The organism is Rahnella aceris (assembly GCF_011684115.1).
Classification (GTDB): domain Bacteria; phylum Pseudomonadota; class Gammaproteobacteria; order Enterobacterales; family Enterobacteriaceae; genus Rahnella; species Rahnella aceris.
The window spans coordinates 2,077,427-2,094,652 of the sequence record NZ_JAADJV010000001.1 but is presented as its reverse complement, the minus strand read 5'-3'; the positions used below and the strand labels follow the sequence as shown (position 1 = coordinate 2,094,652).

Below are 17,226 nucleotides of genomic sequence, written 5' to 3'. Positions count from 1 at the left end.
AGACCGTATCTTGCTTTGCAGGGGTAATCGGGGTCAACCCGTTGTCTGTATAAAAGGGTCAACGGCGTCACAAAGTTAAACCGATTACTTTGGGTTAATGGTTCCATAAAGCGGTGCTAGCCTTTATTATCCTTGATCACTTTAGTCTGCGCCACGCACTTATTTGCGGCCAAGCACTTAAAACGGATGTTATGTATCAACCTGTCGCGTTATTTATAGGTCTGCGCTACATGCGCGGGCGTGCTTCGGACCGCTTCGGGCGGTTTGTCTCCTGGTTATCCACCATTGGTATCACTCTCGGCGTGATGGCGCTGGTGACCGTGCTGTCAGTGATGAACGGTTTTGAGAAAGATCTGGAAGGTAACATCCTGGGTCTGATGCCTCAGGCGTTAATCACCACGCCGGGCGGATCCCTCGACCCTCAGAAAATCACCCATCAACAGGTGTCGGCGCTGAAAAGTGTTAACCGCGCTGTACCGCTGACCACCGGCGATGTCGTGCTGCAAAGCCCAGGCAGCGTCGCGGTGGGCGTGATGCTCGGTGTCGATCCTGACCAGAAAGACCCGCTGGCGAAATACTTAATTGGGGTTGCCCAGCAGGAACTTCAACCCGGTAAATACAACGTTATTCTTGGCGATCAGCTGGCGCAGCAGTTAAAAGTGCGCCGTGGCGATCAACTGCGTCTGATGGTCACCAGTGTCAGCCAGTTCACGCCAGTCGGCCGCGTCCCGAGCCAGCGTTTGTTCAACGTTATCGGCACTTTCTCCGCCAACAGCGAAGTGGATGGTTACCAGATGCTGGTGAACATTCAGGACGCCTCACGTCTGATGCTGTATCCGAAAGGCAATGTCACCGGCTGGCGTTTGTTCCTCGACAAACCGCTGGACGTCGACAGTCTGAGTACGCAAAAACTGCCTGACGGTGCAAGCTGGAAAGACTGGCGTGAACGCCGCGGCGAATTGTTCCAGGCGGTGCGCATGGAGAAAAATATGATGGGGCTGTTGCTGAGCCTGATCGTCGCCGTCGCCGCGTTTAACATTATTACGTCACTGGGTTTACTGGTGATGGAGAAGCAAGCCGAAGTGGCCATTTTGCAAACACAGGGCTTAAGCCGTCGCCAGATTATGGCGCTGTTCATGGTGCAGGGTGCCAGTGCCGGTGTGATCGGCGCGTTGCTCGGTGCCGTGCTCGGCGTGGTGCTGGCCACCCAACTGAATACAATTATGCCAGCTATCGGGCTGATGCTCGATGGCGCGTCGCTGCCGGTCGATATCGAACCGGTTCAGGTCGTGGTCATCGCGCTGGTTGCTATGGCTATTGCTTTATTATCTACGCTTTATCCTTCCTGGCGCGCTGCTGCCACCCATCCCGCAGAGGCTTTACGTTATGAGTAATTCTTTATTATTGCAGTGTGAAAACCTCTGTAAGACTTATCAGGAAGGTAAAATGCACACCGACGTGCTGCGTGACGTCAGTTTCGCTATGCAGCCGGGTGAGATGATGGCGATTGTCGGCACCTCCGGTTCCGGCAAAAGTACTTTGCTGCATTTGCTGGGCGGACTCGATTCCCCGACGTCCGGCGAAGTGATTTTCAAAGGTCAGTCTCTGAACGCGATGTCTTCATCGGCGAAATCTGAATTGCGTAACCGCGAGCTGGGCTTCATCTATCAGTTCCACCATTTGCTGCCGGATTTCACCGCGCTGGAAAACGTCGCGATGCCGCTGCTGATTGGCAAAAAGAAATCTGCCGAAGTGCAGGAACGCGCGCTGGCGATGCTTGAAGCGGTGGGACTGCAACATCGCAGCAATCACCGTCCTTCCGAGCTTTCCGGTGGTGAACGTCAGCGGGTGGCAATTGCCCGTGCGCTGGTGAATAATCCTTCGCTGGTGCTGGCCGATGAACCGACCGGTAATCTCGATCAGCGCAATGCCGACAGCATTTTCGAATTGCTCGGCGAACTGAATGTGCGCCAGGGCACGGCGTTTCTGGTGGTGACTCATGATCTGCAACTGGCGAACCGTCTGACGCGTCAGCTGGAAATGCGTGACGGCAAGTTGCAGCAGGAATCGATGTTGCTGGGAGCGAAGTAATGTCTGGCATTCCTTTTTCATTATTGATTGGCCTGCGGTTCAGTCGTGGACGCCGTCGCAGCGGCATGGTATCGCTGATTTCGGTGATTTCAACATTAGGCATTGCACTGGGTGTGGCGGTGCTGATCGTTGGCCTCAGCGCCATGAATGGTTTTGAACGTGAGCTGAAAGAACGCGTACTGGCGGTCGTACCGCACGGCGAAATCCGGCCGGTCAATCAGCCGTTCAACAACTGGCAGGGCGTGCTGGATCGGGTGGAAAAAGTGCCGGGTATTGTGGCGGCTGCACCCTATATCCAGTTCAACGGCCTGATTGAGCACGGCGCCAAACTGCGCGCCATCCAACTGAAAGGTGTTGATCCACAGAGTGAACCACGTGTCAGTGCCGCGCCGAAATTCGTGCAGAATAATGCCTGGCAAAATTTTAAAGCCGGTCAGCAACAGTTGATCCTCGGCAAAGGTGTCGCGGATTCGGTGGGCGTGAAGCAGGGCGACTGGGTGACCGTGATGATCCCGAACAGCGACCCGGAAATGAAGCTGTTGCAGCCAAAACGGATTCGCCTGCAGGTTGCCGGTATTTTGCAGCTCAGCGGACAACTTGATCACAGCCTTGGCATGGTGCCTCTGGCCGATGCCCAGCAATATCAGGATATGGGCAGCAGCGTGACCGGTATTGATATCAAAGTGAACGATGTCTTTGCCGCACAGAAACTGGTGCACGACGCCGGTGAAGTGACTCAGGCTTACGTTTATATCAGCAGCTGGATCGGAACTTATGGCTACATGTACCGTGATATCCAAATGGTGCGCGCTATCATGTATATGGCGATGGTGCTGGTGATTGGTGTGGCCTGCTTCAATATCGTTTCAACGCTGGTGATGGCGGTGAAAGATAAAAGCAGCGATATTGCGATTTTGCGCACACTGGGCGCGAAAGACGGACTTATCCGCGCAGTCTTCATCTGGTACGGTTTACTGGCGGGGCTGGTCGGCAGCGTTGCAGGTGTAGTGATCGGCGTGATTGCGGCCTTCCAGCTGACTAACATCGTCAATGCATTGCAAAAACTGACCGGTCACCAGTTCCTGTCGGGCGATATTTATTTCATCGACTTCCTGCCTTCTGAAGTTCACTGGCTGGATGTCGCAGGGGTGCTGGTAACCGCCCTGGTGCTGAGTTTGCTGGCAAGCTGGTATCCGGCGCGGCGTGCGAGCCGTATCGATCCTGCCCGCGTACTCAGTGGCGGTCAGTAATCCATTTTTAAATGAAGTCTTAATCAGACACAGAGAGTAAGGAGCACTTCATGCGCACACGTCATCGTCTGTGTCGGTTTCGCAAAAATAAGCGCATTCGCCATCAGCGGTTCCGGTCGAATATTTTCCACCGTGACTCGATGGCGGCTGCGTCGTTGAAGAAGCCGTTTGTCGTGGTGCTGACCGGCGCAGGGATTTCCGCCGAGTCTGGCATTCGTACTTTCCGCGCCGCTGACGGTTTGTGGGAAGAACATCATGTTGAGGATGTGGCGACGCCCGAAGGCTATCGCCGTGATCCTGAACTGGTACAGCGTTTTTATAATGAGCGCCGCCGTCAGTTGCAGGCAGAAGATCTCAAACCGAATGCTGCACATTACGCGCTGGCAACGCTTGAAGAGGCGCTCGGTGAGAACTTCCTGCTGGTTACGCAAAATATCGATAACCTGCACGAGCGCGCGGGCAGCTTACGCGTCATTCATATGCACGGCGAATTGCTAAAAGTGCGGTGTACGCAATCGGGGCAGGTATTGGACTGGCCGGGCGATCTGACTGTGGATGACCGCTGTCATTGCTGTCAGTTTCCGGCACCGTTGCGCCCGCACATAGTCTGGTTCGGTGAAATGCCTTTTGGCATGGACGAGATTTACGATGCGCTGGCTAAAGCCGATTTTTTTGTCGCTATCGGAACCTCAGGGCATGTTTATCCGGCCGCGGGATTTGTCCATGAAGCGCGCATCGGCGGCGCCTGTGCTGTTGAACTGAACCTTGAACCGAGTCAGGTTGAAAGCGAATTCGATATGAAGCACTACGGGCTGGCGAGCCAGGTCGTACCGGAATTTGTCCATAAGTTCCTGACCAAGAAAGACCAGGCCTGGTGATCACCAGGCTTTTTTTTATTGTTCCCGCCAAAAATTGCGCCTGCCCCATAGACATATCTCGTTAAACTTGGTGAAAAATGACCTGACGCAATATTCAGGGTTTTCATGCTGCGCATAATAAAACCCAGCCGCCAGAGGATACCCAAATGAATAAGTTGCTTGATCGTTTTCTTCATTATGTTTCTTTCGATACTCAATCTAAGCCCAATGTTAAACACACGCCCAGCACCGACGGACAACTCAGGCTGGCGCAGGCCCTGCGTAATGAACTGACCGAGCTAGGTTTTTCTCAGGTTACGCTCAGTGATAAAGGCTGCGTGATGGCCACCTTGCCTGGCAATGTGGCCTGGAAAGTGCCGGTGATTGGTTTTATTTCCCATCTGGATACCGCGCCTGATTTCACGGCTAAACACGTTAATCCACAAATTGTGGAAAATTACCGCGGCGGCGATATCGCACTGGGTAATGGCGATGAAATATTATCTCCGGTGATGTTCCCGGTATTACATCAGCTTCTCGGGCACACGATTATCACCACCGACGGCAAAACCTTGCTCGGGTCTGATGATAAATCTGGTATCGCAGAAATTATTACCGCGATGGTGCGACTGAAAAACAGCAATATTCCGCACGGACCGGTGCGTATTGCCTTCACGCCAGACGAGGAAATCGGCAAAGGCGCGCAGAGTTTTGATATTCCTGCATTCGGCGCGCAGTGGGCCTACACCGTCGACGGTGGCGGAGTGGGGGAGCTGGAGTTTGAGAACTTCAACGCTGCGTCGGCCACGATTAAAATTGTCGGTAATAATGTGCATCCGGGCAGTGCCAAAGGGGTGATGGTGAATGCGCTGTCACTGGCGACGCGTTTTCACAACGAGCTGCCTGCAGATGAAACGCCCGAACATACAGAAGGTTACGAAGGTTTCTACCATCTGACGACCATCAAGGGCAACGTTGAGCGTGCGGAAATGCATTACATCATCCGTGATTTCGACAAAACGCAGTTCGAAGCCCGTAAGCAAAAAATTATTGATGTCGCACACGTGGTCGGCAAAGGCCTGCACCGTGATTGTTATATCGAAGTGACGCTCGACGATCACTATTACAACATGCGCGACAAAGTGGCTCAGCACCCGCACATTATTGCACTGGCGCAGCAGGCGATGAAAGATTGTGATATTGAACCTATCATGAAGCCCATCCGTGGCGGCACTGATGGCGCACAGCTTTCGTTTCGCGGTTTGCCATGCCCGAATATCTTCACCGGCGGTTATAACTTCCATGGCAAACACGAATTCGTAACGCTCGAAGGAATGGAAAAAGCGGTTGCAGTGATTATGCGTATCGCGGAACTGACGGCGGAAAGATCTCAATAAATCCTGTTCAGCCTTTGAGTTATAACGTTTAACAATATAAGGCTGGTTAGATTGCCCTTTATTATCAGCGTGTTAACCACTTTATCTGGTTATGACAGATAACCTGCCTAAATATATCTTGATTTCGTATCTCTAATTTGTATTTTTTTCTCATTTCTCCTGTCTGTAAAATACATTTTTGCCTCTACGGATTTGAGAAAATGGAATTAAAGGATGTAGCATCACTGCGGGATTTTGTCAGAACTCGCACCCCGACTCGTGGTACCGGCACTTGTTATAGTGCATGGGTATTAATCTGGTATCCGGATGGTGGGAATGTAGGCCATGCGTCAATGTTTATTGGTGATATTTTAGAAACCAGTCCTTATGTCAGCTGGTGGCCACAAACAGAAGATAAAAAAATCATGTTCGGTAAATACCTTTCAAGAATCGCTTGCATGGGGAATACCAGTTCAACGACTTATCGTTCTGATGCACGTACCGAAGGTAACCCACCAGATGTTATTTATGGATTGATGAACCTGGACGAGAGTGCGATGAAAACAGCCTGGTATGATATTTGTCATAAAGCAGGAGGATCATCATTTCGTACCGTCGGGAAGAATTGCGCTAATATTGTTGGCCGGGTCATCAATGCAGGACTTATCGCTTCACCATTACGTGCCAGGGCCTTTGGCTATATGCAGGGTGGTTTTTTACCCTGTACGCCTAAGCGTGTAGGGGTGGCATGTAATTATCTGAGAGATAAAGACCTCGCCATAAAAATAAGTCTGCATACCAAATCTCTGAACCTTAATCCTTTCAAACGCCTGCTGCGGCTTCGATAACTTCGTCGGGCTGTGAAAGCCCGACAGCATTGCGTTTGTTATTTTAGACGCTCCATTCCGTGCAGCGCTATCCGGTAGCCGTCTGCGCCATTGCCTTGTGTAGTGATCAACCTTTGTCTGGCATGGCTACTGCCCGGCATGAGAGCTGTAAGTGAAACTGGCTACGTTTTTTATCCACCATTCTAATGTTGTTATTTCTGAGTAGAATGTTTGAAATATGTGCCTGAGTAACTAACTTAATCATGCCTGTGCTGGAGATATAAAAGCTGGTGGCGGTTCTATTTCTCTCCAGAGAACCATAGCGATTTCCTACTTGCGGTCATCACTGGCCTTCCAGTTATCCACAGCACAAAAAAATCAGGAAAAATACCCTGATGCAGGAAAGAAGACAGCGAGCCGATATATTCCTGAATCCATTGGATATTTGGGTTCAACGATCTGAGTGGAAAAGTTAGTTTTAGATTGAATGTCATTACCAGGAACGGATATTTTTTGTTATCAATAAAATAACTCATTCGGGAGAAATCGGCCAGCATACTCGGATTCATGGCGGACTTACCAAACCTGCGGATGTCTCGAACTATGTGCTTATTAATTGTATCGTATAATCTTCGAGTTATTTCAGGTGAGATATTTCGATTTATGTAGAGCTCGGATTTTCTTGCTTCAGGTTTCGGGAGGGGATAACAGGCAAAGGTATGGGTTTGAGTTAACTCATTTTTTTTCGTGAACAACTGTGTGAAGAATATGTCTGGCCTTTAATAACCGGGTGTTGGTAATGAAATATATTCCCTGATTATAAAGTTTAAAAGATGTTGACTAATGTGAATTAACTATTCTTTACCGGTTAGCCATTAATAACTAAAATATTAAATTTCTTAATTAATACAGAATGCCGAAGCATCCTGTATTAATAATAAGATTAAATAGCTCTTAATATCAGTCGTTAAAGTACCAGTAACCGCTGTTTACCAGCGCAGACAGCAGCGCAAGGAATGAAGGATCGTCCAGCGCATCGCCAAGCATGTCTTTGGTTACGGTTTTATGGCGGGCAATCGCATCCACCGCAGCGATATGTTCCGTGGTCATGGCTTCGCCGTTGACGTAACAGGTATCACCCACGCGCAGCACGCGAAGACCGCCCAGACGTTCCAGCGTTTCACCCGACTCCAGCAGTTCATAAATTTCACCCGGCTGATAAGGCGGTTCCGGCGGTGCCAGATCCAGCTCATGACGCGACTGGGAAATAAACTCGCCAAACCAGCTGTTGAAATGCGCCGGATTATCAATCAGATCCAGCATCATGCCGCGCAGTTTATCCAGCTCAGCCGGTTGTACTTCGGCCGGATGTTCACGTTCAACCAGTTCCGGATCGCTGTAACGGTGGCTGCCCAGCTCGCGGGAAAGCACGAAATCTGCAAAACCACTGACCATCTCACGGGCGTTTGGCGCACGGAAACCGACGGAATAGTTGAGGGAGTTTTCCAGCGAATAGCCGTCGTGCGGGAAGCCCGGCGGAATGTAGACGATGTCGCCCGGTTCCAGTTCTTCATCAATAATCGCCTCGAACGGCTCGACCTGCAGCAAATCAGGATGCGGGCAATGTTGTTTCATGGCGACTTTCTCGCCCACACGCCAGCGGCGGCGGCCAGTGCCCTGAATAATAAATACGTCGTACTGATCCAGATGCGGGCCAACACCACCGCCGGGCACCGAGAAGGAAATCATCAAATCGTCCATGCGCCAGTCAGGAATGTGGCGAAATGGCGTCATCAGATGGGAAGAGGGTTCATGCCAGTGGTCGACCGCCTGAACCAGAACTGACCAGCCCGTTTCACCCAGATGATCGTAACTTTCAAACGGCCCGTGGCTGACATTCCACTTGCCGTCCTCATTGCTCACCAGACGGCTGTCCACCTCATTTTCCATCGCCAGACCAGCCAGTTCGTCCGGAGAGATCGGATCGACGAAATTTTTAAAGCCGCGTTTTAACACCACAGGACGCTTTTGCCAGTAACGCTGCAGGAAATCATTCCAGTCTAGGTCGAGTTGGTAATCCATAGTATTTCCCTTGCATTAAATGGAGGGTGATAAGGAAGAGAAGAGTCTGTAAATGATTATAACGGAAGGTGTTGCGGCTGAGTTGGGCAATTGCCAGCAAATTTCGCACTATGCTTAAGATTGCGCCGAAATTTGCTGGCAAAATAATCGGGGGAGAACGTTATTCCAGTTCAATGCCTTGTTGCAGACCAAAACAAACGCGCATGCTGGCGCCGCCAAGCGGGCTGTCACCAATGATAATTTTGCCGTCGTACTGTTCAATGATGTCGTTGGCGAGCGATAACCCCAGCCCTTGTCCCGGACGCAAGGTATCTGCCCGCTGCCCGCGCTGGAAAATCACCTCGCGCTTACTTACCGGAATACCCGGGCCATCGTCTTCAATCAGGATCACCAACTGATTCTCGGTATGGACGGCACTGATTTCGACAAACTCCAGACAGTATTTGCAGGCGTTGTCTATCACATTACCCATCACTTCCATGAAGTCATTTTTTTCGCCCACAAAGGTGATTTCCGGTGAAATATCCACCGTGATCACCACGCCTTTACGCTGATAAACCTTATTCAACGCCGAACATAATCCGTCGAGGATCGCCGGGACGGAGTGAACTTCACGGATCAGCAGGTTTTGTTCGGAGCGCAATGTCGCGCGATGCAGGTAATAGCCAATCTGCTGTGAGATGCGGCTGATTTGCTCAAGCATCACCGGCTCGGCATCTTCAATGGTCATCTGTTTACCATTGCGCAGTGCACGCAGGGTGGACTGCAAGACAGCCAGCGGCGTTTTCAGGCTGTGCGTCAGGTCAGCCAGCGTGGTGCGGTAACGATCATAACGGCCACGCTCCCCGTGCAGCAAAATATTCAGGTTACGCACCAGACCGCGCAGTTCACGTGGCGGGTTTTCATCCAGTGATTCCCGCTCGTGGGTTTCCAGTTCGGCGACCTGATGGATCAGTTCTTTGATTGGCCTCAGGCTCCAGTAAGCTGCCAGCCATAACAAAGGCACCACCAGCAGCAGGTTCGCCAGTAAGACATAGCTGAACCATTCCCAGACAAGATCAGATCGCTGTAATTCCTGCGGAATGGTATCGACCACCACAATGTTCAGCGCCGGCAGGCGCGAGGTTGCATTATAGGTATTGACCGCAATGGAATGGGTCATCGCGTTGGCGTCGGTATCGTCGTAATCCTTCAACTTATCCTGCGCTTGCGGGTTGTTGCCCAGTACTTCGCTGCTGATTTGCGTGTCGGTATCCAGCTCATAGAAGCCGGGTTTGTTCATCCACGCTTTATCGATATGCGCTTCGAGCTCAGGGATGCGGCGCTCGGCCCATAACAGTTTTCCGTCTGCGTCGTAAATGAACACCAGCGTCGGCGTGTTGAGGTCGAGATCAGGTGGAACGTTGATAGTCAGCTTGCCGTCGCGCCATTGTGCAAGGCTGAAGAAGAGGTTACTTTCGCCGCGCAGGAGCCGGTAGGCGGTTTTGTCGAAACTCACCATGTAACCCACCACGGCCACCAGCCCGTAGGCCAGCGACAGGGTAAGTACCACCGCAGCGGTCGCCATCATAAAGCGGACGCGAAGGGAGAAGGGGTTCCGGGTACGACGTCCTTTCATGAAGCGTCCTTTGAACATGACGATGATTATGGCCTGATGTCGAAACGGTAACCCTGACCACGTACGGTCGTTATCACATCAACCGGGTGTTCTGCCTGCAGTTTTTTGCGCAGACGGCCCATCAGAACATCGACGGTGTGACTTTCACGCAGCTCGGCATCCGGATAGAGCTGAAGCATCAGAGAGTCCTTGCTGACCACCTTTCCCGCATTGCGGATCAGTGTCTCGATAATCGTGTATTCGAAAGCGGTCAGTTTAATCGGCTGCTCATTGACGGTCAGTTCACGACGTGACAGATCAATCTGGAAAGGTTGCAGCGTGATCACCTGTGAAGCGAGACCGCTGTTACGGCGCATCAGCGCCTGCATGCGCGCCAGCACTTCTTCCAGATGGAATGGCTTAGTGACGTAATCATCCGCACCGGCTTCCAGCACTGCGACTTTATCCTGCCAGCTTTCGCGGGCGGTCAGCACCAGAATCGGCAGATTGTTCTGATGACTTCGCCAGCGGCGGATCAGGCTCAGGCCATCTTCACCAGGCAAGCCGAGGTCAACAATGGCGATATCAGGCGCATGCTCATGCAGAAAATAGTCTGCTTCTTTGGCGTCTTCTGCCGCATCGACCTGATGGCCCATTTCCCGCAGCTGTACTGAGAGGTGATGACGTAACAGTGCGTTATCTTCAATGACTAAAATTCGCATGGTGATTCCTTATCCTGACAGCGCGAAAAATGGATTAAACATTCTGAGTGCGATTGTAAATGATTCAGAAACATTTTAATCAACCTCAGGTCAACGCAGGTGTGCCGAACATCAACAGAACCTAAACGAATTATAAGCGGCTTCCGCCAGGCGTGGCATAAAAAAGGCGACCCGAAGGTTAATGCCGGTCACTTAAGGAAATGAGGCCCGTGAATTTGGGCCTTCGATGAAGAAAAATAGCGCTATAAGCCTGATTCCTTCATTATCCTTTGAAGCACAAAAATGAATTTGTATTCATAAAAATGCTTAAGTGACCGGCATTAACCCGAAGGTCGCCTTTTGACGTGCAGAGCAAAAACTTACTTCAGTTCGTCAACCATGGTGGTGGCGCGGCCGATGTAGTTGCCCGGTGTCATGGCTTTCAGACGCACTTTCTCGTCTTCGGGTAATTCAAGCGAATCGATAAATGCCTGCATACCGGCAGCATCAACACGCTTGCCGCGTGTCAGCTCTTTCAGCTTCTCGTAAGGCTTTTCAATACCGTAACGACGCATCACGGTCTGGATAGGTTCAGCCAGTACTTCCCAGTTGTGATCCAGTTCGTTCGCCAGATTCGCTTCGTTCACTTCCAGCTTGCTGACGCCTTTCATGGTTGCCTGATAAGCAATCAGTGCGTAGCCCAGACCCACGCCGAGGTTGCGCAGTACAGTAGAATCCGTCAGGTCGCGCTGCCAGCGTGAAACCGGCAATTTGCTGGCCAGATGCTGCAATACCGCATTTGACAGACCGAGGTTGCCTTCGGAGTTTTCGAAGTCGATCGGGTTCACTTTGTGCGGCATGGTAGAAGAACCTATTTCGCCTGCAATAGTGCGCTGCTTGAAGTGGTTCAGGGCAATGTAACCCCAGATGTCGCGGTCGAAGTCGATCAGGATGGTATTGAAACGCGCCACGCAGTCAAACAGTTCGGCGATGTAGTCATGTGGCTCGATCTGGGTAGTGTACGGATTCCAGGTAATGCCCAGAGAGGTAACGAACTCTTCACTGAACTGGTGCCAGTTCACTTCCGGATACGCCACGATGTGAGCATTGTAGTTGCCGACAGCACCGTTGATTTTACCCAGGATTTCGACGTTTTGCAGTTGCTTAAACTGACGATCCATACGGTAAGCGACGTTAGCCAGTTCTTTACCGATGGTGGATGGCGTAGCAGGCTGGCCGTGGGTACGGGACAGCAGCGGAATGTCGCGGTATTTGTGTGCCAGGTCTTTCACGGCATCAATAATCTGTTTCCAGTACGGCAGCACGACATCCTGACGTGCAGTTTGCAGCATCAGTGCGTGAGACAGGTTATTGATGTCTTCAGAAGTACAGGCGAAGTGAATGAATTCAGACACCGCATGCAGGGCAGGGAGCGTAGCCACTTTTTCTTTCAGGAAATACTCAACGGCTTTGACATCATGATTGGTGGTTTTTTCGATATCTTTAATGCGCTGTGCGTCATTAACATCAAAATTTGCCACAATCTGGTCGAGGAAAGCGTTTGCGTCGGCATCAAAAGCAGGAACTTCCTTGATTTCTGCACAGGCTGCCAGTTTTTGCAGCCAACGTACTTCAACCTGCACACGGAATTTCAGCAGGCCAAATTCGCTGAAAATAGTACGCAGCGCGCTGACTTTATCACCGTAGCGTCCATCAACGGGGGAAACGGCGGTCAGTGAGGATAATTCCATCGGTAGCAACTCCTGGGATCTTATTAACAATGAGCGAGAATATTCTTCGCCTGTTCAAACAAGCGATTACGGGAAAACATCAGTTGCAGGCGGCCACCGCCGACCTGGTGCCACAGCACCGCGGAGCGGATCCCGGCCAGTAAAATGGCGCGGACCTTTGCCTGCACTTGCGAATTTTGCAAAATTGCCGGTGAACCGGTCACCTGAATACGCGGACCGGCCGGGCTGACTACGTCGACATAAATCGAGGCCAGAGAGCTGATCATCGTTTCAGATTCCAGTTCGAAATGCGCGAGTTGACGGTCGAGCTGGTCGATACGTTCACCGAGCTGATTCATGGCGGCTTTGTTGGCGTACAGCTTGCGCTCCAGCACCATCAGGCTTAACGCATAACGCGTTAACTCAGCGCCCGGTCCCTGGCGGTTAGCGTTCAGCACGCCCAGCAGCGTCTCAAGCCCCATCTTCAAATTGGCTTCATTATTACCGTAAACTGCCAGCGTCGAGGCCGGATTCATCTCCAGCAGGCTGCGCAGTGACACTGACATTTCTTGCTGTGAGCATTGGCCTTCATGTGCCAGTTGCTGAACCAGGCGTGCTGCCTGACAGATCCCCGCCAAAGCCAGCGTAATGTCGTAATAATTTTTAGCCACGTTTACTCCTGTAAGCGTTTTGAAACGATGAGACGCAGTGACAATGAAATAGCCCAAATTCATGGCGACAGATCATGCCATAAAACTGCCCCTAAACACAGTTCGGAATCAGTGCAGGGCGTCACAGTCGGGCAGAAATAAAGCGGGACGCCCGAAAGCGTCCCTTATTCAATCACATATTGACCCGATATCAGGCCTGAAGCGGCAGACGCTGTTCAATTACGCCCCCGCCGAGGCACACTTCCCCGAGATAAAACACCGCTGACTGACCCGGCGTGACGGCGGCAACGGGTGCATCGAAACGCACCTCGATGCGGTCGTCACCGAGCGGTGTCACTACGCACGGGATATCTTCCTGGCGGTAACGGGTTTTCACGGTACAGGTGAGCGGGCCGGTCAGCGTTTTGCGATCCACCCAGTGCAACTGTTGAGCAATCAGACCGACATTCATCAGGCGCGGATGCTCGTGGCCCTGTGCGACGTAAAGAATGTTGTTTTCCACATCCTTCTCGACGGTGTACCACGGTTCTTCGCTGCCGTCTTTCTGCCCGCCGATGCCCAGACCTTTACGCTGACCGAGTGTGTGATACATCAGACCCTGATGTTGTCCCATCACCTGACCGTCAACGCTTTTGATCACGCCCGGTTGCGCCGGTAAATAGCGGCCCAGGAAATCACGGAATTTACGCTCACCAATAAAGCAGATGCCGGTAGAGTCTTTTTTCTTCGCGGTGATCAAATCCAGTTCTTCGGCGATGCGGCGAACTTCCGGTTTTTCCAGCTCACCGACCGGGAACAGGCTTTGTGCGACCTGTTCGTGACCGAGCGTGTAGAGGAAATAGCTCTGGTCTTTATTGCCATCAATGCCCCGCAGCAAATGGCTGACGCCATTGATATCCTGGCGGCGAACGTAGTGACCGGTCGCGATATAATCCGCGCCCAGGTCTTCAGCCGCAAATTCCAGGAAGGCTTTGAATTTGATCTCTTTGTTGCACAGGATATCCGGGTTTGGCGTGCGTCCGGCTTTGTATTCCTCAAGGAATAATTCGAACACGTTGTCCCAATATTCCGCCGCGAAATTCACGGTGTGCAGTTCGATACCCAGCTTGTCACACACGGCTTGCGCATCCGCAAGGTCGGTGGCTGCTGTGCAATATTCTTCGTCATCATCCTCTTCCCAATTTTTCATGAAGAGGCCCTCGACCTGGTAACCCTGCTGTTGCAAAAGGTACGCAGAGACAGAGGAATCGACACCGCCGGACATCCCGACGATCACTTTTTTCTGGCTGTTGTCAGACATAATAGTCCCGAAACGCATGAATTAATTGCCCGGTACTGACGGTGTTTTTCTGAAGCTTGTCCCACGAGGATGAAGGCCGCGCGCAACTCATAGTTCACAGAAAACCCGAACACCACAGAAACCCGAACAGAGAGGTACTGCTTTACACGAGGTAAATCGTGAAGCGCAAAATTTTATCACGTCGGGCCGGTTGCTGCATCGCTGATTCACCGCGTGGCAACAACCGGGGGAGGGTGTTATTCCGGCAGGTTGAAATTATGCAGGATTTCCAGAGGATAGCGCGGCGATTGCTGATAACAGCGAATGCTTTCGGCCACCAGCGGCGAGCGCAATTGCGCAGAGCCGATAATTTCTTCGGCGCTGACCCAACGGCACTGGTCGATATCATCGTCCTGCGGCGCAGTTTCCAGCATTTCAGGCAAATCAATCACGAAAGCGAAACGCAGGAACGGCGTATCGTCCGGCGCCTGCCACTGATGTAAACCCAGGAAAAACTGCGGCTCGGCGTGGATGCCGGTTTCCTCATACAGCTCGCGTTTTGCGGCGCTGACTAAGGTCTCATTGGCTTCAAGATGTCCGGCAGGTTGATTCCAGGTGACTTTGCCGTGAATGGTTTCTTCGACAACCAGAAACTTTCCCTGTGCCTGAACGATGCAGGCGACAGTAACGTGCGGTTTAAACATGTGGAATTTCCTTCCATTGGCCGGGTTGTAAATCGCCGAGAGTAAACTCGCCCATGCTGTAACGGATCAGACGCAATGTCGGGAAACCGACATGAGCCGTCATGCGGCGCACCTGACGGTTTCTTCCCTCGTATAACGTGATTTTTAACCACGCTGTCGGGATAGATTTACGTTCGCGGATCGGCGGATTGCGCGACCATAGCCATTCCGGCTCTGGCACAATCTCTGCACCTGCGGGCAGCGTCGGGCCGTCTTTCAACGTGATGCCTTCACGCAATGATTTCACTGCGGCGTCATCCGGTTCGCCCTCGACCTGGACATAGTAAATCTTACCGGTGCGCTTGCCGGGTTGGGTCAGCGCAGCCTGCAGTTTGCCATCGTTGGTCAACACCAGTAAACCTTCGCTGTCCCGATCCAGACGGCCTGCGGCATAAATATCTGTTAATGGAATGTAATCTTTAAGTGTCGCACGACCCGCCTCATCAGTGAATTGTGGCAGCACATCAAACGGTTTATTGAAAAGAATCACCTTTACTGGCCCTTTTGGGGCAGATTGTGCTTTAGACGGCCTTTTGCTGAAACGTTTAACGTTGTGATTTTTAAAAGATAGCGGGTTCATAGGCATTGAAGTTAGAGAGAATTAGCGCATTATACTTGAAAAATGTTTCGGATTGGCTAGCGAGAAATATTCGAGTAATATCGACCGGCATCTTACAAATTTTTAACAAAAATGCGCTCGAAGGAGAGGTTAATGGAAAGCAAAGTAGTTGTTCCGGCTGAAGGTAAAAAGATTACAGTAGACGCTCAGGGTAAACTGGTCATTCCTAATAATCCTGTTATCCCATTTATCGAAGGTGATGGCATCGGTGTTGATGTGACGCCTGCCATGATCAAAGTCGTTGATGCGGCTGTTCAGAAAGCCTACAAAGGTGAGCGTAAAATCTCCTGGATGGAAATCTACACCGGCGAAAAATCCGTAGAACTGTACGGCAAAGATGTCTGGTTGCCAGAAGAAACCCTCGATCTGATCCGTGATTACCGTGTTGCTATCAAAGGCCCACTGACAACTCCAGTTGGCGGCGGCATTCGCTCCCTGAACGTGGCACTTCGCCAGCAACTCGACCTGTACATCTGTCTGCGTCCGGTACGTTATTACACCGGCACACCCAGCCCGGTGAAACGTCCTGAAGATACCGACATGGTGATCTTCCGCGAGAACTCTGAAGATATCTACGCAGGTATCGAGTGGAAAGCCGGTTCTGCTGAAGCTGATAAAGTGATCAAGTTCCTGCAAGAAGAAATGGGCGTGAAGAAAATCCGTTTCCCACAAGAATGCGGTATTGGTATCAAACCTTGCTCCGAAGAAGGCACCAAACGTCTGGTTCGTGCGGCGATTGAATACACCATCACCAATGACCGTGATTCACTGACGCTGGTTCATAAAGGCAACATCATGAAGTTCACCGAAGGTGCCTTCAAGGATTGGGGCTACCAACTGGCGCGCGAAGAGTTCGGCGGTGAGCTGATCGACGGTGGCCCGTGGGTGAAAATCAAGAACCCGAATAACGGCAAAGACATCATCATTAAAGACGTGATTGCGGATGCATTCCTGCAACAAATCCTGCTGCGTCCTGCTGAATACGACGTTATCGCCTGTATGAACCTCAACGGTGACTACATTTCTGACGCTCTGGCGGCGCAGGTTGGCGGCATTGGTATCGCACCGGGCGCAAACATCGGTTCTGATTGTGCACTGTTCGAGGCCACTCACGGCACTGCACCGAAATATGCCGGTCAGGACAAAGTGAACCCGGGTTCAATCATTCTGTCCGCAGAAATGATGCTGCGTCATATGGAATGGTTCGAAGCCGCAGACCTGATCGTGAAAGGCATGGAAGGCGCAATCGCTGCCAAAACTGTGACTTACGATTTCGAACGTCTGATGGAAGGCGCTAAGCTGCGCAAATGTAGCGAGTTTGCCGACGACATGATCGCAAATATGTAATTGCGAAATTGTTGAAATCGACATCGGGGGCATCGCGCCCCCTTTGTTTTTCATCC

Annotated in this window: 15 protein-coding genes; 7 read left to right on the top strand and 8 right to left on the bottom strand. The window is 51.5% G+C overall.

Translation table 11 applies throughout. From position 1 onward, the window contains the following. The first annotated feature begins 191 nt into the window (after nucleotides 1–191). The 6 genes from lolC (at nucleotide 192) to GW591_RS09455 (ending at nucleotide 6,422) form a co-directional block, all read left to right on the top strand. Complete coding sequence (lolC, locus tag GW591_RS09480) at nucleotides 192–1,394, top strand: lipoprotein-releasing ABC transporter permease subunit LolC (protein WP_013576227.1); 1,203 nt, start codon at nucleotides 192–194, stop codon at nucleotides 1,392–1,394. After that, nucleotides 1,387–2,091: a lipoprotein-releasing ABC transporter ATP-binding protein LolD gene (lolD, locus tag GW591_RS09475; RefSeq protein ID WP_013576226.1), complete on the top strand. Its 705-nt coding sequence runs from the start codon at nucleotides 1,387–1,389 to the stop codon at nucleotides 2,089–2,091. Before lolC ends, lolD begins: the two co-directional genes overlap by 8 nt. Next, a complete protein-coding gene (gene lolE / locus GW591_RS09470) occupies nucleotides 2,091–3,341 on the top strand; it encodes a lipoprotein-releasing ABC transporter permease subunit LolE (protein ID WP_153376802.1) in 1,251 nt (416 codons plus the stop codon). The genes lolD and lolE overlap by 1 nt, the downstream gene beginning before the upstream one ends. A 50-nt stretch (nucleotides 3,342–3,391) precedes the next feature. Beyond that, entirely contained in the window at nucleotides 3,392–4,219 is an 828-nt protein-coding gene (gene cobB, locus GW591_RS09465) for a Sir2 family NAD+-dependent deacetylase (RefSeq protein ID WP_013576224.1), read from the top strand. 146 nt (nucleotides 4,220–4,365) lie between these two features. Further along, nucleotides 4,366–5,595 (top strand): peptidase T, encoded by a 1,230-nt coding sequence (gene pepT / locus GW591_RS09460; RefSeq protein ID WP_013576223.1) that lies wholly within the window; start codon nucleotides 4,366–4,368, stop codon nucleotides 5,593–5,595. 200 nt (nucleotides 5,596–5,795) lie between these two features. Then, nucleotides 5,796–6,422, top strand: a complete 627-nt coding sequence (locus GW591_RS09455; protein WP_166860492.1) for a hypothetical protein — start codon at nucleotides 5,796–5,798, stop codon at nucleotides 6,420–6,422. A gap of 939 nt (nucleotides 6,423–7,361) precedes the next feature. On the opposite strand, the gene GW591_RS09450 is transcribed toward GW591_RS09455, so the two are convergent. The 8 genes from GW591_RS09450 to rluE form a co-directional block, all read right to left on the bottom strand. Continuing rightward, complete coding sequence (locus GW591_RS09450) at nucleotides 7,362–8,483, bottom strand: ribosomal protein uL16 3-hydroxylase (RefSeq protein WP_119261809.1); 1,122 nt, start codon at nucleotides 8,481–8,483, stop codon at nucleotides 7,362–7,364. 160 nt (nucleotides 8,484–8,643) lie between these two features. After that, complete coding sequence (gene phoQ / locus GW591_RS09445) at nucleotides 8,644–10,101, bottom strand: two-component system sensor histidine kinase PhoQ (RefSeq protein ID WP_013576219.1); 1,458 nt, start codon at nucleotides 10,099–10,101, stop codon at nucleotides 8,644–8,646. A gap of 26 nt (nucleotides 10,102–10,127) precedes the next feature. Continuing rightward, nucleotides 10,128–10,802, bottom strand: a complete 675-nt coding sequence (gene phoP, locus GW591_RS09440) for a two-component system response regulator PhoP (RefSeq protein ID WP_013576218.1) — start codon at nucleotides 10,800–10,802, stop codon at nucleotides 10,128–10,130. Between the two features lie 359 nt (nucleotides 10,803–11,161). Then, nucleotides 11,162–12,532, bottom strand: a complete 1,371-nt coding sequence (gene purB / locus GW591_RS09435) for an adenylosuccinate lyase (protein WP_013576215.1) — start codon at nucleotides 12,530–12,532, stop codon at nucleotides 11,162–11,164. 23 nt (nucleotides 12,533–12,555) lie between these two features. Beyond that, nucleotides 12,556–13,182 (bottom strand): high frequency lysogenization protein HflD, encoded by a 627-nt coding sequence (gene hflD, locus GW591_RS09430; protein ID WP_013576214.1) that lies wholly within the window; start codon nucleotides 13,180–13,182, stop codon nucleotides 12,556–12,558. A 190-nt stretch (nucleotides 13,183–13,372) separates the two neighbouring features. Then, nucleotides 13,373–14,482 (bottom strand): tRNA 2-thiouridine(34) synthase MnmA, encoded by a 1,110-nt coding sequence (mnmA, locus tag GW591_RS09425; protein WP_013576213.1) that lies wholly within the window; start codon nucleotides 14,480–14,482, stop codon nucleotides 13,373–13,375. 236 nt (nucleotides 14,483–14,718) lie between these two features. Continuing rightward, nucleotides 14,719–15,165: an NUDIX hydrolase gene (locus tag GW591_RS09420; protein ID WP_013576212.1), complete on the bottom strand. Its 447-nt coding sequence runs from the start codon at nucleotides 15,163–15,165 to the stop codon at nucleotides 14,719–14,721. Next, entirely contained in the window at nucleotides 15,158–15,784 is a 627-nt protein-coding gene (rluE, locus tag GW591_RS09415; protein WP_121020071.1) for a 23S rRNA pseudouridine(2457) synthase RluE, read from the bottom strand. The genes GW591_RS09420 and rluE overlap by 8 nt, the downstream gene beginning before the upstream one ends. A gap of 132 nt (nucleotides 15,785–15,916) precedes the next feature. Between rluE and icd the strand changes: the two genes are divergently transcribed. After that, nucleotides 15,917–17,170 (top strand): NADP-dependent isocitrate dehydrogenase, encoded by a 1,254-nt coding sequence (icd, locus tag GW591_RS09410; RefSeq protein WP_013576210.1) that lies wholly within the window; start codon nucleotides 15,917–15,919, stop codon nucleotides 17,168–17,170. Nucleotides 17,171–17,226: the final 56 nt, after the last annotated feature.

What these genes read in the sequence shown, in the direction of transcription:
- lolC (WP_013576227.1), top strand. Translation starts at nt 192, where the DNA reads ATGTATCAACCTGTCGCGTTATTTATAGGTCTGCGCTACATGCGCGGG.
- lolD (WP_013576226.1), top strand. Translation starts at nt 1,387, where the DNA reads ATGAGTAATTCTTTATTATTGCAGTGTGAAAACCTCTGTAAGACTTAT.
- lolE (WP_153376802.1), top strand. Translation starts at nt 2,091, where the DNA reads ATGTCTGGCATTCCTTTTTCATTATTGATTGGCCTGCGGTTCAGTCGT.
- cobB (WP_013576224.1), top strand. Translation starts at nt 3,392, where the DNA reads ATGCGCACACGTCATCGTCTGTGTCGGTTTCGCAAAAATAAGCGCATT.
- pepT (WP_013576223.1), top strand. Translation starts at nt 4,366, where the DNA reads ATGAATAAGTTGCTTGATCGTTTTCTTCATTATGTTTCTTTCGATACT.
- GW591_RS09455 (WP_166860492.1), top strand. Translation starts at nt 5,796, where the DNA reads ATGGAATTAAAGGATGTAGCATCACTGCGGGATTTTGTCAGAACTCGC.
- GW591_RS09450 (WP_119261809.1), bottom strand. Translation starts at nt 8,483, where the DNA reads ATGGATTACCAACTCGACCTAGACTGGAATGATTTCCTGCAGCGTTAC.
- phoQ (WP_013576219.1), bottom strand. Translation starts at nt 10,101, where the DNA reads ATGAAAGGACGTCGTACCCGGAACCCCTTCTCCCTTCGCGTCCGCTTT.
- phoP (WP_013576218.1), bottom strand. Translation starts at nt 10,802, where the DNA reads ATGCGAATTTTAGTCATTGAAGATAACGCACTGTTACGTCATCACCTC.
- purB (WP_013576215.1), bottom strand. Translation starts at nt 12,532, where the DNA reads ATGGAATTATCCTCACTGACCGCCGTTTCCCCCGTTGATGGACGCTAC.
- mnmA (WP_013576213.1), bottom strand. Translation starts at nt 14,482, where the DNA reads ATGTCTGACAACAGCCAGAAAAAAGTGATCGTCGGGATGTCCGGCGGT.
- GW591_RS09420 (WP_013576212.1), bottom strand. Translation starts at nt 15,165, where the DNA reads ATGTTTAAACCGCACGTTACTGTCGCCTGCATCGTTCAGGCACAGGGA.
- rluE (WP_121020071.1), bottom strand. Translation starts at nt 15,784, where the DNA reads ATGAACCCGCTATCTTTTAAAAATCACAACGTTAAACGTTTCAGCAAA.
- icd (WP_013576210.1), top strand. Translation starts at nt 15,917, where the DNA reads ATGGAAAGCAAAGTAGTTGTTCCGGCTGAAGGTAAAAAGATTACAGTA.